Below are 13,036 nucleotides of genomic sequence, written 5' to 3' on the forward strand. Positions count from 1 at the left end.
GCTTGCACATGTGGCTCAACCTTGGTGGACCGCTGTGGGCTCAGGGTGCTCGGCCGTGCTTTTCACACTGGCGTAGTGCGCCCTGATCTGCGCCTGAATGGTCTCCAGGTGTGCCAGGCCTCGACGTTGCTGCTCCTCGACCACCTTCTCCGTCACCCGTGCAGGCTTGGAGGAAATGACTGTCGAAGAAAAGTCGCCTTTGCCAGGAATGCCCAGACCGAAAGCATGCGTCATGTAACCGTCTTTGGTGGTGTACACCGTGGCGGTCGTGGCCAGCGTGCCGTTGGACCGTTTGCTGGTGCGAATCTGCAATTCGCGGTTGTCCGGCAACGTGATGCTCGACTTGGCGTTCCAACCGTCCCGATCTTTGATCAGGCGGATCTGGACCGATTGGGTCTGGGTGTGAACTGCGTTGTTCATGGCTAATGCTCCAAAAAAAGAGCGAAGCCCGGCCCCAGCGGGACACAGGCCCCGCATGGGTTGAAAAAAAGTTCTGTCAGTGCCCAAGGGCCACTGACGATGGTTCACATGAGGCCTGATTCGGCCATGGATTTGACCTCTTGATCTGAAACGATCAGGTGATCAATTACGCGGACATCAATCAGCGCCAGAGCGGCTTTGATCGTGTTCGTCAGGTGGCAATCCGCATGGGAAGGCGTGCAGTCACCCGAGGGGTGGTTGTGCGCCAACACGACGGAAGCCGCGTGGTGGTCAAGGGCACGTCGCACCAGTTCTCGGGGGTAAACCGAGGTCTGGTTCAAGGTGCCACGAAACAACTCCTCGGCCGCGAGCAGCCGGTGTTGAGAATCCAGCCAGACGACCCAGAAGGCCTCATGAGCCAGCCCACCCAGTTTGACGCGCAGAAAGGTTTTCATTGCGTTTGGCGAGTTCAGATCGGGGCGCTCCCGAAGGTTTTCATACAGCGCACGCTCTACCAACTCACGTGCACACCGAAGACGGATGCATTGATCCTGGGGAAGCCCAAGCTCATCGCAGTCGCCATCACTGGCTTCGTGGGGATACAGGTGCAGCCCGAACAGCCTGGCAAGGCTGGGAGGTCTGCGCACCAGGTCAACTCCCAGCACCTGACCGATCAGGTCGGCGTCGGAACTGCGGCGGATGTCGATGGAATCGGTGGCCACCACAATACTCATGGATTTCTCCTTGAAGGTAGTGATGCCATGCCCCACGGGGCATGGCCCCACTGGGTTGATGAAATGACATGAACTCGGTGCCGTGAGACACCTGGTGCGCTTTCAGAGTTGAGCGCACCTCGAAACCTACTTTGGTTTGATTCAGAAGGTTTCCCCGGTGGCCCTCCACATCAAGCGTGGTGGACCACCGGGGAACCCATCTGGGTTCCACTGGAAAACGTGCTTAGCTGATCTTGACGATCTCGCCCAGCCGTTCACCTGGTGTCAGTTCGATGGCATTGATGACCGGAACAAACCGGTCCAACATTACCACCGTCTGACTGACGTTGCCGTCGCCATCGACTTCCGTGCTCACCGTGCGCTCCTTGCGTTTGAACGTGTCCCCCTTGATCAGGAAAACACGCCCGCCGGCAGAGCGGATTTTTCCGGTGACCTGGCCAGCAGCCAAAGCCAGCGCCAGGTGCCACTTGGTCATGTCGCGCAGCGGCCGACGATGCTCGCCCTTGGCCTGGTTGAAAAACCCGTCAAAACCCTGCCACAGCAAGCTGTGGCGGTGCTTCTCCAGCTCGTCTTTCAACTGAGGCCCGTCGATGCGAACCGCATGGAAGTCAAAGGCCGCATCGGACTGGCCAGCGACCAGCTCGTAAGGTGCCTCCTCCCAATAGGGGGGCAGCACCTGGTCCTTGAACTCCCCGGCCTGAGCCCGTGAGAGCATCTGCAGCACGTCCTTGGGTGGGTGTCCTGGGCGCGTCTTGACGCCCACGATCACACACTGTTGGAACTTCTGTTCTGGCGCCATGAAGAAACGCAAGCGCGTGAAGTTGCGCGCCAGGTAGAGCCTGATTTCGTCATCGAGCGCGTAGAACGGCACGATGTAGACCAGCACACCACCCAGCGCCAGCAACGGCGCGGTCTTTTTCAGGAAAGTCCGCTCCAGGCGCTCGGCCCGCTCCCCACCGTCTGGCCCCGCACTGTTGGCGGCATCTTTGACGCCGTAGCCATAGGGCGGGTTCAGGAACAGCAGCGAGATGGAACGCGGCTTGATGACGACATCGTGGACATCGGCATGGATCACACGGTCCAGCACGCTTTTGGCGTGCCAGGCCCGCTCTGCATCGAACTCCACGCCCAAGGACTCCAGGCTGGCCTGGTTGTCTGGTGTGTCATTCGACCGCAGCGCGGCCGTGATGTCGGCCAGCGCGGCGCCTTCTCCACAGCAGGGATCAAGCAGCCGCGCGATGCTGGCGCCAGGGGTGGGAGGCACCAGCATTTGCTGGATGCGTTCCAGGGTGTCGTCATCGGTCGGGAAATACCCGTTCTTGACGAAGTTGCGGGCGAGCCGCGAAAACATGAGTGCCATGGGCACAGCCTCCTTGAGTGAGACGGAGGCCCCCAACGGGGGCGCCCCGTCGGGTGGTTTAAAAAAGGGGTCAGCGCTTGCTGCCCACGTCTATACGGCCGGCGTTGTATGCCGCAACCAACGCAGTGCGCAGTTGCTCAACGTTGAGTGTGTGGAAGTCCAAAGCGTCGCTATTGCGGCTGCGCAAGGTCTCCAGATGCAAGATGCTGTTGGCCACCAGTCCGGCGACTTCTTCAGCTCTTGAGTCCATTTGCTGCATCAGCGCGGACAGGTCGATCACGCCATCGGCAATGGCTTGCAAGGACTTGTCACCGAGAGAACTCAGGACGACGCACTGACGTGCCACCCACTGGTCAGCAGCAGCTTGACGCCACTGCTCTGCCCGCAACGCTTTCAACGCCAGCCGTTGTGGTTCGCCTTGAGAACGCCAAAAGCCTCCCAAAACTTCGACCACTTCAACAGTCAATTCAGACACTTCGTTCGACATAAGGTACTCCCTGAAAAAACAAAAATTCAAGGGGCACCTCCCCCAAGGGGTCAGTACCCCTTGGGTGGTGATGCTCATGGGCCGAAGCCGCTGAGCCTTATGGTGAGATTGCTCTACACCTCTTTGGAACCGGCAGCTTGTTTTTCAACAAGCGCCGTGACAGTAGCGATCAGATCCTCGCGCTTGCCGCCGTGATGCTCAAAGTCATCCAACAGCGCAGCGAAGTCATCGGCTTGCCACTGTTTTTCTTCTTCGTCAGTTTCACGGCTCTCCAAGTCATCGATGTCGATCGCTAGATGGCCATGAGCACGTTGCACCCATTGCTCAGCGAAATCACGTTCGTCACTGCCGTTGCTGCCGTAACCATCTGCACGAGGGTTGCGGACAAAGTTTTGGATGCCCGCCAGGTCTCCCACGAAACTGCGAAGCAGTTGAGACGGCGTCATTTGGTAACGCCGGCACTCACGGACAAACTCAGGCGGCACCCGAAGCGTGACTTCAACGGTGGTGTCAGGAACAAAAAAGCCATGCTCTCCAGGAATCAGGCCAACTGGCGCTCGAAATCCATTGGGTTGGGTATCACAACGCCACCCGACAACACACTGTTGACTTGGAACCAGTGCTGGTTCGCACCCGGCAGTGTGTTGCGAACTGTCCAGCTCTGGCACCCTTTGCAGGCTCTGATCGACGTACGCTCGAAAGTAGCGAGCGCCCTCTTGGACTGCCTCAACAATGTTGGTGGCCAGTTCGACATAGCCAAACTTGCCCACATCCCTGCGGCTGAACTGCTCATTCCATGGACTAGGCGAAGGCAATTGGTGCTGCTTGCCCTCATAGAAAACGAGCCACTGCTCCTTCCCCTCGGAAGTTGGCTGCACATCGACCAGCAGCACGTTATGAACCGTCGTTGCGTGTGCGAACACATCGAAGTCAGGCGGTAAGGTTTCTTCAGAACTCATTCGAATGCTCCTTGCTGGATGAAGAAAGTACGCGGACGTGCGACACTTGCCCGATGGACAAGACATCGCCGTTCCGCGTGATTGAAGGTGGCCACCAGGGCTATGAAGCCGAAGTAGCCAGGTTGTTGGAAATGCCCGTTGATGAGGCCTTCCCCCTGCTCAGGCAGCTATCGCGGCGGATGAAGGCCGCAGCCAATTCCGTTCACGAAGTAGTTGAACCAGGGTCTCAGGCAACGCAGAGCGCAGATCCTGATTTGCCAGACAACCACGCACGAGCGTGACCATCGAACAAACCTGAAACGGCGCGTACCGGGTTTTGGCGGTCTCCAGCTGGCCGAAGTCGGCGTCGCTGGCATTGACCATCCAGTCATTGAAGATGGCGTGGAATTGCTTGCGCGTTTCGTCGGCCAAAGGGGGCAGTTGGGATTGCATGGTTGTCTCCAGATAAATGGGGACAACCGGCCCTGGTGGGGACGATTGTCCCCAGAGGGTGGGTAATGAAAGCGGCGTTAGCCGATCAGCTTGAACAGGCCCAACATGGCGCCGTTGATGACCACAACGAACGTGACCAGTTTCCAGGTCTGATCGTTCATGGCTCTCAGCAGGCGGGATTCCATTTCGGAGATGTCCACCTTGACGCCGGCAATATCTGCCTTGAGCTCGGTCTTGAGTTCGGCCATGTCCGCCTTGGTGGCCAATCGCAGTTCTGCGAGGTCCGCCTTGGTGGCCAACTGCTCGTACATTTCTGCACGAACCGCATCCTGGCCAGCCTCAATGGCCGCTTCCATCTGACGTTCGACCTTTCTCGCCGCGTCCGGCTTGACGCCGATCTCGGTGAGGGCTTCGAACATACTGAGCTGAACACGCATGTTCATCAGTCTACTCCTGTGAAGGCGCAGATGTCACCCTTGCGGATGAACACCCGCAAGGGTTGATAAAGGGATAGCACGTGAACTCCAGCAGTCAGACTGCCGGGCGCGTTTTCAGAGTTGAACGCGCCTTGAAACCGATCTTTGGTTTGGGTCAGATGGTTTCCCTCGATGGCCGCTGTGCCGGTGGCCACCGGGGGAACCCATCTGGGTTCGGGCTTGAAAAAAATCCTTGTACATCACCCCCGCGCTGCTGAGGCCGAGGCCTGCGCATGCGGATCGCCGACGTTGGGGGTCAAGGCGATCAAAAAATGGCGCGGGAGTCATGTCTTGGGTTTGCGTCCCCAAAAACGGCTCCATTCGCAAAGCTGCGGCACATGAGGTTGCCGCCACCCAGGTTGCAGTTTGCCAGCGAACGGTGGACCCCGTTAGAGGGCCGCTCGGCGGCGGTGGACTGTCCGATGCCGCGCATTTGTGCGCGAGCATGGGACAGTCCACCCATGGTGGACTGATGTGTCTTGCGACACGGTTGATGGCTTACGTCTTAAACACCCACGTCTGGTTCTGGTGTGCCCGGAACTCATACCCAGCCGCGCGAAGCGCTGCCGCCTGAGAGCGAAGCATCACCCGATCCACGGTGGCGTCGAGTTTGACGTTCTCACGGCGCTCAATCTGGCCTCGAATCTCGTCACTGAACAAATCTGCTGAGGCACCCGACGTGTCCGGTGCGGGCGCAGCTTGTACAGGCGATGTTGACTCAGCGGCTGGCTTGGGCGCTGTCGGCGCGTCACCTGGTGTTGACGTTGGCTTGGGCCGCTTAAAGTCGGCCCAACTCTTTTTGGCTGCGCCCTCGCCGCTGGCGGATGCCGGCGACTCGGGACGCTCAGCGTTGACAGGCCGTCGTGGCGTTTCGTCAAGCGGGTCGGGGTCAGATGGTTCAGGCGGTGGTACTCGCCTTCTGTCCTCGGCCGTGATCTGAAGATCATGCAGACGGGCGCGCATTTCGGTCACTGCTTTGCCGTAGGCAATGTACTGGGACAGGTAAATTTCACTGATCCAGATGGTGCCCTGGTATTCCCCCTCATCGAACTGGTCGAGCAAGGGATCTTTGACTTTGAACTCACCGAAATCGGTGGTCAAGTCCGCGATGCAGAAAGCACCGTTTCGGCTTTGGCGAATGCGCTTGATGCGCAATGTGCCTTCACAACGAATCATGGGATGGTCTCCAAAAGAAAGTCGAGACCATCTCGGCAACGGCCGGGCATGGTGTCCCGACTGGGTTGCAGAAAAGAAAAGGAATGAGCCTGACCAACCGAGGTCAGCCAGGCGCACCCGTGGCTTTGATGTACTGACAGGCTTCCGACCTGGCAGTGCTGACGCGCTCAATTGGTTGTGCGTCCGGCAGGAGCGCGATGGCGACAGTGACCCCAGCTCCGAGGAGCGTCCACGCTTCAGGGGTTGACGTGGATCGGGTAGTCAGGGGTAACCTGACCTGGGCTTATCAAGCGATGCCCGCGAACGCTCGGAAAGTCTTGAGGATACCGGAAAACACCGTTTCACGAACAGCGACAACACCCCAAGTAGACGAAAAAATACCCCCGGACTTGCATGCGCAAGCGCTGGGGGTTGGTGGTGCCAATCAGGCTTGACGTGCGATAGGCTGTACAACCAAACGCTTACCCATGGCCTTGAGCAGCGCACGCAAGTTGCGCAGTTCAGGGTTGCCCTTGGTGGAGAGCATCCGGTACAGCAATTCGGCATTGTGTTCAGCCTGTTCAGCCAACTGCGGGACCCCGCTGTAGGCCTTGGCCATGCGCCGCATGGCCAGCATGAGGTCTTCCTGGTCGCCATCCTCAAGAAGGGCGTTCAGGTAGCCTGCCACGAACTCTGGATCGTCTCGCAGTTTCTCAATGACGACCTCCTCATCCGGGCGCGATGGTTCAATCTGCATTCAAGCCTCCTTACAAGTTGTTGCCTGTGTTCCCAGTAGCCGGCAGCGCGAACAGTGTCGGCACACGGGGAGCATAAGCGACCAGTTTGCAACTCACGGCGTCCCCTTCTGCGTCCATGAACCCGTTTCGAGAGCCTGCTGGGCTTTTTCCTTGGTAGGGAAATACTCAAGCGACTCCCGAGAGCACGGCGCGCATGCCTCATCGTCAAAGGTGCCGATGTAGTGGCCCGCACGGGTTTGCAGGATCTGAAGGGGCAATGCCTTGCCGCAGTAGGTCATGGCCAGGTGGCCAGTGGTTTGGATAGACATGTGGAACTCCCTGTGTAGAAAACAAAAAACCCTTGGCCGCCACAAGGGCGAACAAGGGTTTTGACTGAGCACCTCAGACCGTAAGGTCAGGGTGCAGTTTGTTGAGCAGATGCGTTACAGCAAATCGGGCTGCTTGCCTTGCTCCATCAGTTTGCGGTCAGACTCAACGAGAGGGTTGCCATGCTTGATATTCATGTAACCCAGCCAGATGCCCATGGCAGCCAGCAAGCCCACAGCGATAAAAAAGCCGGTCATTTTGTACCTCCGTCAAGTTTGATGTTCACAGCGATCATAAGACCGAGACCCAAGACGAGCAACACCCACCAATAGTGGGCCCTGCCATCCGTAAGAATCGGTACGACGATGCTGTTTCCGATCAGGAGGGCGGCCAGTGTGCGAAGCACTGTTGCAAACCCAGCCCTGTCAATTTTGAACTGAAATTTCATTTTTGGTTCACTCGTGAAGTGCGCTGCACGCACCTCACGCCCTGCGTGAAGTGCGGTTCACGCGGGTATCAAAGGAACAAACCCCCGACCGCTTGCGCGGACCGAGGGCTTGGTTGAGTCTTACGACTTACGCCTGCATCGACTGACGACTACCCTGACGGGCGCCGTAGAACGATGGGCGGGTCGCTTGTTGCGCACGAGGCGTTTGAGCGACTGGCTGGGCTGCACGCTGTTGAGGCGCTTGCGGTTGCCGAGGCTGCTGCTGATCTTCCTCATCAAAATGACCACCGTCACCGTACTGCCCTTCCTCCACACCTGCTTGAGATGTTTCGGGCGGGGTATCGGTGTCTTGCGGTGCGCCCGAAGCGTCCTCGGAAGGACGCTCGTAGACGCGTTCGCCATCGATGGTGATGCTGTTGATCAGGAGCAGGCGCCCCTTGATGAGGCAGGCCTTTTCCTTCGCTCCGGTCTTGCGACCCTGGGCATCACGAACATCGCGGTCATACAAGTGCGGGTAGATGTCGCCGAGCTTGAAGCTCACAACCACCTTGCGGCGGTTTTCGACATCCTTGATCAGGCGTTCACAGAGTTCCTGGGCTTCTTCCCCGACGACTTTGCAGTCGAAGTAGGTGTAGTCCAATTCCTCAGGATCACCTCGCATGGCCGAGATGCTGCAAGCCAGGAACGGCTTTGCGCGGCGGCCACCGTTACCAACAGGTACCCAGCGGATGCGGTTGATGTAGCCGACGCCGCTGACGTGCAGGTTGAAATGGTTGTTTGCTTGAGTGGTTGCATTCATGGTGATCTCCAAAAAGAATGGACGGGAGATCACGCAACCAAACCCCAGCCCGAAGGGCTGTGATAGGGAAGTGCAATCTTCCCTATCCGGGTTTACAAAAGGACAGGAACTCTGGGATCAACCTTGGGGGTCGATCCGTGCATCTTTCAAGAGTCGAGATGCCGCGTGGCGCTCAAAGAGCAGTTCACGCAAGCAGGTTAATTTCTCTCCTGATTTGCTGTCAAGAAGTCAATTGTCAAACAAGCACAACGCCGATCATTGGTCACGCTACAGCGCCGGCTGGCGCTTCCCAGAAGCCGCCTCCCCCCTGTACGCTCACCTGGGAGGAAAATTTCATGCAGCTATTCGGCATAGTGTCCCGAGTCAGCGATTCGAATCGACGATTCGTGGTCGAGCTTCAACCAGGCGGACATGCGGTCTTTGAGATGCTGGGGGGTAGTAGCCCTGTCACAGTGGATGACGCCATCGCCGGCCGCTTGGCGGCTCCAGGCGTTCAGAAGCTGGCGAATCTGAGCGAAGGCGCGGCATTCACAGCCTTCGGTGTAACGGGGTTCTGCACGGACGTGGTGGCGATGCACCACGTCGCGTAAGTCAGGCTTCAGTCCGATGAATCACTTCGCTGGGCATGCAAAAACGTTACCTACCACCGTGCTTTTGACTGCGCCACTGCTGTAGGGGTGTGCGGCGTTCAACGTGTTTTGCACCTGGACCACATTGCCGCCCATGGATGCGGCCTTGTTGCGCAGATCATTTCGCGCGCCGATCATCAGGTTTTCGTTGGTGGTGAAGTCACCGCTGAACACATTGCCTTGGCTCCCCACCGCCTCACCCAGTAGGCGGCAACCTGCTGGCTTCTGCGTGACCAGCTCCACCTGTGCGCCTTGCTGCGTGGCCTGCGTTGCTGCGCATCCAGCCAGCACAGTTGCCGAGGCCAGCACGGCCCAAGTGACGATACGAACATTCATTTTTCTCTCCCTGTCGGCCGCTTTTTTGATGTGCTTGCGCACGCTGGCCAGGCTCTACGCAAGATGGCAATCATAGGCAACACTCGCCCGCCGACTCTGCTACCGCGCAAACCTCTTGGCCGTGAGCATCGCCTTCAAAACATCTGCCGGCGCAATGCCTGGATCGCAGGCCAGCTCGCCATCAAGAACCCTGCTCGCCATCTCTACCGCCCACTTCCCGGTCAACCCTTGAGCAGCCGTCATCCATGAACCATTCCCAATCCCTGCCAAGCGCAACTTGTGCGCCGCAGCCTTCATGTCCGTCATGGCTTGTTGAGCGTCTGCCTCCGACTCAGGACTACCAGCAGCGAGCATCACCGAGAAATAGCCCATCAGCTTTTTCCGATCAGCTTCCAGCTTTCGCGCTGCCGTCGCAGTGACAGGCAGATAGCCGAGCAGTGCTGGAGCGTGTGCAGGGCCAAAGGGCGTGATGAAACGCTCAATGTCGCTCCCGCCAATCTGACGAACGACCACGGGCTTTCGCCTGGCTTCGGAGGCCTTTGCGGCATCCACCTCGGCGACTTCCAAACTGGACCAGACCAACAAAGGGGCGGTTGCAGATCCCTCTGCGACCCACCGGCCGTTGATGTTCAGCATCCGTTGGCTCAGGGAACCGCCGTAAAGGGCTTGCTCACGCTCGGGTCCACCATGGTCAGCAAGACACAAGACGCTGTAAAGCGATAGTGCTTTAGAAATTGGCTTCATTACGCTTGTCCGTTTTGGGCTGAATCAAGCCACATCATGCCGCTTGAACCAGCCTGCCCACGTTTGCCGCGTCAACAGCGCCAGCTAGTTCACCTGGCAGCGCGCTTCGCACTGCCTCGACAACATCCCGCTCGGTCTCCTGCTTGGCGTCCAGCAACTTCCATATCCCGTCGTCCAGCGTGCGCTCGATCAGAGGCACGATCACGATGACGTTGCGCTTCTGACCCAAGCGGTAGGCCCGGTCTTCTGCCTGGCGCATCAATGCAGGCGTCCAAGGCAAGGACGCAAACGCCACGTAGTTCGCGGCCGTCAACGTGATGCCCACACCGGCCGCAGAGGTGGTGCCGAGGAACACCGTGATTGCGGGATCGTTCTGGAAGGCGTCAACGGCTTTCTGCCGCTTGGTTTGCGAGTCCGACCCGACCAGGGTGACACACCCGATGCCCGCGTCTGCGAATGCCCGGCGCATCTGGTCCACCGACGCCATGTACTCGCAGAAGATGATGATCTTGTCGCCAACGGACAGGTTCTGAACGGTCTCGATCAGGAAGGGGGTTTTGAGGGTTTCCAGGGCCTGACGCAGCTTGACGATCTTGGGCATGGTCAACAAGCTCATGTCCTGGTAGATCGCCTGGTAGGTGCCGAGGCCTTGCTCGGGCGAGATGTAGCGCACTTGGCGGGTTTTGGTGCCCAGATCGGTCAGGACATCCTTGCGCCTGCGCAGCATCCAGCCCTTGAGTGCCGCGGCTAACTCGGCACGTTTGTCGGCGCTACCGGTGTAGGACTTGCGGAAGTCACGCAACGAAAGCGCGCCCAGGCGGTGGCCTGTCATGCGCAGCAGGGTGTGGAGCTCAACCTCGCGGCTCAGCAAGGGTGTACCGGTGACCACGTAGCGCCGGGGGATGCGCGTGGCCATGATGAAAGCGTTGCGCGTGCGGCCCGCATGGTGCTCCTTCAGGTAGTGGGCCTCATCAACTGCCATGACAGCGAAGTCCAGTTCTGGTTCTTTGACCAACCCGCCCAGGCGCTCGTAGTTGGCGATGACCCATTCGCAGCCGTACAAGGTGCCCAGGCGGTCCTCGCCTACCATCCCGACCACCGCGTTCGGGTAGACCGCGTGAATCTCACGCTCCCAGTTGATGCGCAATGTGGCCGGACAGAGGATCAGCACCCTGCCCTCGCCTGCCGCCATGCGCGTGGCCACAACGGTCTGCCGGCTCTTGCCCAGGCCCATGTCGTCACCGAGACAAGCACCAGCCTGCGACAGCAAATGCCGAACACCCTGCACCTGGTAGTCCCGCAGCCCAGCACGCTCGGCCGTGGCCTGCAGCACCGACTCCTCGATGCGATAGAAAACGGATTCATCGAGCACCGCCGACATGAAGCCAGCACCTTCGCCCTCGCCGTCGCTGGTCCCGTCGCCTCGCTCGGGCACAGCGGCCGGCACGCTGATCGGAGATTGGGTGGCCGGTGGCGCAACCAGATCCTCCAGCACCACCGCGCGCTCGTGCACAAAGACGAAAGTGGGGTCCACGCCGGCCAGCTCAGCCAGGCACCGCAGCACCTCTGTGTCGGTGCCACGCACTTGCCAGGCCTTCGCGTGCGGGTGATATCGGCCACCCAGTGCCTGCATCGCACGCACACAGGGTTTGTCGTAGGCAAAGCTGACGGCCAACTGGCCACGGGACAGATCGCCCGAGGCCAAGGGGAACACCTGCACGTCCAAGCGCTGCGTGAAGAAGTCAACTTGTGGCGCCGAGACAGCGGCGTCCAGCATCGTGAGGCCCGGCTGCAGATCAACAAACTGCCCCCGGTACTGCAGGTCCAGCCACGACAGCAATTGACCTGGTGAGGCCTGATCCAGCACCCACTGGCGACCTGGCGCGAACCACCATGCGCCGGCCTTGGCCAAGTGTTTGCCCATACCCTCCACGTAGTGAACTTGCAAGCCCACGCGACGGCCATCGGCCACGGCATTGAGCACCAACTCTGGCGGGGCCAGGGACACAGGAGCCAACATCACCACACGATTCTCCCTGTCACCATGTCGAAGCAAGCAGCCACAGGTGGTGCCGCACTGGCACACTCAATGGCTGTTGATCGACATTTGGTGCAAACCATTTTTCTATTTGCGAAGCATCGTATTGGCTCATTCGAGCCAAGTCCGAATGTGACAGCGCACGCTGAAAACAGTGCAGATGCCTGGCACTCAGCACCGCATAAAAACTGCTGGCGCTCAACGTCAGTGACTTGTCCCAACTCAGAAATTCGAACTTGGGCGCAAGGCGCTTGAACGCGGGAACGCCTGAGCGATGACGCCGCTGCGTTACAGCACTTTCGGAGTGCCCCGTCAATCGGGCCACTTCGGCATCTGACATGGTGCCCAGCAATGCGATGTGTTCAGGCATCCATGGATTCAACGCACGAGACCTATCGACACAACAGGGCTCGATGCCCAGTTTCTTACGCCGACTCGCAACGCACGCATTGGTGACGCCCCACTGCTGAGCAAGAAACAGGTCCGTGCCTTTCCCGAGCATGGCCTCTTTCTCTGGCGTCCAGCCGACTTTTCCGACAGTCATCCGCTTCCCTCTATTTCCGCACAAACTCTGTCACTAACAGGCCGTTGAAAAATCCCCTGCGAGCGTCCGCGTCGGCCGCTACGATCTGAAGCCATCCCGCAACAACTGCGACAAGAAAGATGAGAGGCAACCAAGACTTCCAGGGGGCGATGTTCAGCTACATCAGCCTTGAAGAAAGAGTGCCAGCGGCACACCCGCTGCGCAAGTTGCGCGCCGTGGTGGATGCGTTGCTGGCGACGATGAGCAGCGAGTTCGAAGCGGTGTATGCCCGCCGTGGCCGACCGTCGGTGCCGCCGGAGATGCTGCTCAAGGCCTTGCTGCTGCAAATCCTGTTCTCCATCCGCAGCGAACGCCAGCTGGTCGAGGCGGTCAACTACAACCTGCTGTACCGCTGGTTCGTGGGCCTGAACA

At 59.1% G+C, this 13,036-nt stretch carries 18 protein-coding genes; 2 read left to right on the top strand and 16 right to left on the bottom strand.

Annotated features, from left to right (window positions below; translation table 11 throughout):
* Positions 1-15 precede the first annotated feature (15 nt).
* From ACFQPB_RS16170 to ACFQPB_RS16225, 12 genes are all read right to left on the bottom strand, one after another.
* On the bottom strand, positions 16-420 hold the full coding sequence (locus ACFQPB_RS16170) for a hypothetical protein (RefSeq protein ID WP_382225413.1): 405 nt from the start codon (positions 418-420) through the stop codon (positions 16-18).
* Positions 421-524: 104 nt separating this feature from the next.
* Positions 525-1,154: a JAB domain-containing protein gene (locus tag ACFQPB_RS16175; RefSeq protein WP_382225415.1), complete on the bottom strand. Its 630-nt coding sequence runs from the start codon at positions 1,152-1,154 to the stop codon at positions 525-527.
* 223 nt (positions 1,155-1,377) lie between these two features.
* Positions 1,378-2,514, bottom strand: a complete 1,137-nt coding sequence (locus ACFQPB_RS16180; RefSeq protein WP_382225417.1) for a DUF6094 domain-containing protein — start codon at positions 2,512-2,514, stop codon at positions 1,378-1,380.
* 70 nt (positions 2,515-2,584) lie between these two features.
* Entirely contained in the window at positions 2,585-3,079 is a 495-nt protein-coding gene (locus ACFQPB_RS16185) for a DUF6900 domain-containing protein (protein ID WP_382225420.1), read from the bottom strand.
* A 35-nt stretch (positions 3,080-3,114) separates the two neighbouring features.
* Positions 3,115-3,960 carry a hypothetical protein gene (locus ACFQPB_RS16190; protein WP_382225422.1) on the bottom strand — a complete coding sequence of 282 codons (846 nt, stop codon included), beginning with the start codon at positions 3,958-3,960 and terminating at the stop codon, positions 3,115-3,117.
* 159 nt (positions 3,961-4,119) lie between these two features.
* The gene (locus ACFQPB_RS16195; protein WP_382225425.1) at positions 4,120-4,392 is read right to left on the bottom strand and encodes a hypothetical protein; all 273 of its coding nucleotides are present in this window, start codon (positions 4,390-4,392) and stop codon (positions 4,120-4,122) included.
* A 77-nt stretch (positions 4,393-4,469) separates the two neighbouring features.
* Positions 4,470-4,835, bottom strand: a complete 366-nt coding sequence (locus ACFQPB_RS16200; RefSeq protein WP_382225427.1) for a hypothetical protein — start codon at positions 4,833-4,835, stop codon at positions 4,470-4,472.
* Between the two features lie 531 nt (positions 4,836-5,366).
* The gene (locus tag ACFQPB_RS16205; protein WP_382225430.1) at positions 5,367-6,044 is read right to left on the bottom strand and encodes a DUF3275 family protein; all 678 of its coding nucleotides are present in this window, start codon (positions 6,042-6,044) and stop codon (positions 5,367-5,369) included.
* A 424-nt stretch (positions 6,045-6,468) separates the two neighbouring features.
* A complete protein-coding gene (locus tag ACFQPB_RS16210; protein WP_382225433.1) occupies positions 6,469-6,780 on the bottom strand; it encodes a helix-turn-helix domain-containing transcriptional regulator in 312 nt (103 codons plus the stop codon).
* Between the two features lie 93 nt (positions 6,781-6,873).
* Positions 6,874-7,089, bottom strand: coding sequence for a hypothetical protein (locus ACFQPB_RS16215; protein ID WP_382225436.1), 216 nt, complete (start codon positions 7,087-7,089; stop codon positions 6,874-6,876).
* A 114-nt stretch (positions 7,090-7,203) separates the two neighbouring features.
* Positions 7,204-7,344, bottom strand: a complete 141-nt coding sequence (locus ACFQPB_RS16220; RefSeq protein ID WP_382225438.1) for a hypothetical protein — start codon at positions 7,342-7,344, stop codon at positions 7,204-7,206.
* 318 nt (positions 7,345-7,662) lie between these two features.
* Positions 7,663-8,334: a DUF3577 domain-containing protein gene (locus ACFQPB_RS16225; RefSeq protein ID WP_382225441.1), complete on the bottom strand. Its 672-nt coding sequence runs from the start codon at positions 8,332-8,334 to the stop codon at positions 7,663-7,665.
* Between the two features lie 335 nt (positions 8,335-8,669).
* Here ACFQPB_RS16225 and ACFQPB_RS16230 point away from each other — a divergent pair, with 335 nt between their 5' ends.
* Positions 8,670-8,924, top strand: a complete 255-nt coding sequence (locus tag ACFQPB_RS16230) for a hypothetical protein (protein WP_382225444.1) — start codon at positions 8,670-8,672, stop codon at positions 8,922-8,924.
* A 21-nt stretch (positions 8,925-8,945) separates the two neighbouring features.
* Here ACFQPB_RS16230 and ACFQPB_RS16235 read toward each other — a convergent pair whose 3' ends face one another.
* The 4 genes from ACFQPB_RS16235 to ACFQPB_RS16250 all read right to left on the bottom strand — a co-directional run bounded on the left by ACFQPB_RS16235 (position 8,946) and on the right by ACFQPB_RS16250 (position 12,451).
* Positions 8,946-9,341: a DUF4156 domain-containing protein gene (locus ACFQPB_RS16235; RefSeq protein ID WP_382225447.1), complete on the bottom strand. Its 396-nt coding sequence runs from the start codon at positions 9,339-9,341 to the stop codon at positions 8,946-8,948.
* Positions 9,342-9,398: 57 nt separating this feature from the next.
* Positions 9,399-9,935 (bottom strand): hypothetical protein, encoded by a 537-nt coding sequence (locus ACFQPB_RS16240; protein ID WP_382225450.1) that lies wholly within the window; start codon positions 9,933-9,935, stop codon positions 9,399-9,401.
* 142 nt (positions 9,936-10,077) lie between these two features.
* Positions 10,078-12,063: a DEAD/DEAH box helicase gene (locus ACFQPB_RS16245; protein WP_382225452.1), complete on the bottom strand. Its 1,986-nt coding sequence runs from the start codon at positions 12,061-12,063 to the stop codon at positions 10,078-10,080.
* A 19-nt stretch (positions 12,064-12,082) separates the two neighbouring features.
* Positions 12,083-12,451 carry a hypothetical protein gene (locus ACFQPB_RS16250; protein WP_382225455.1) on the bottom strand — a complete coding sequence of 123 codons (369 nt, stop codon included), beginning with the start codon at positions 12,449-12,451 and terminating at the stop codon, positions 12,083-12,085.
* Positions 12,452-12,744: 293 nt separating this feature from the next.
* Between ACFQPB_RS16250 and ACFQPB_RS16255 the strand changes: the two genes are divergently transcribed.
* A partial coding sequence (locus ACFQPB_RS16255; RefSeq protein ID WP_382225457.1) for a transposase occupies positions 12,745-13,036 on the top strand: 292 nt, incomplete at its 3' end.

Source organism: Hydrogenophaga atypica (genome assembly GCF_042665215.1).
Taxonomy (GTDB): Bacteria; Pseudomonadota; Gammaproteobacteria; order Burkholderiales; family Burkholderiaceae_C; genus Hydrogenophaga; species Hydrogenophaga defluvii_A.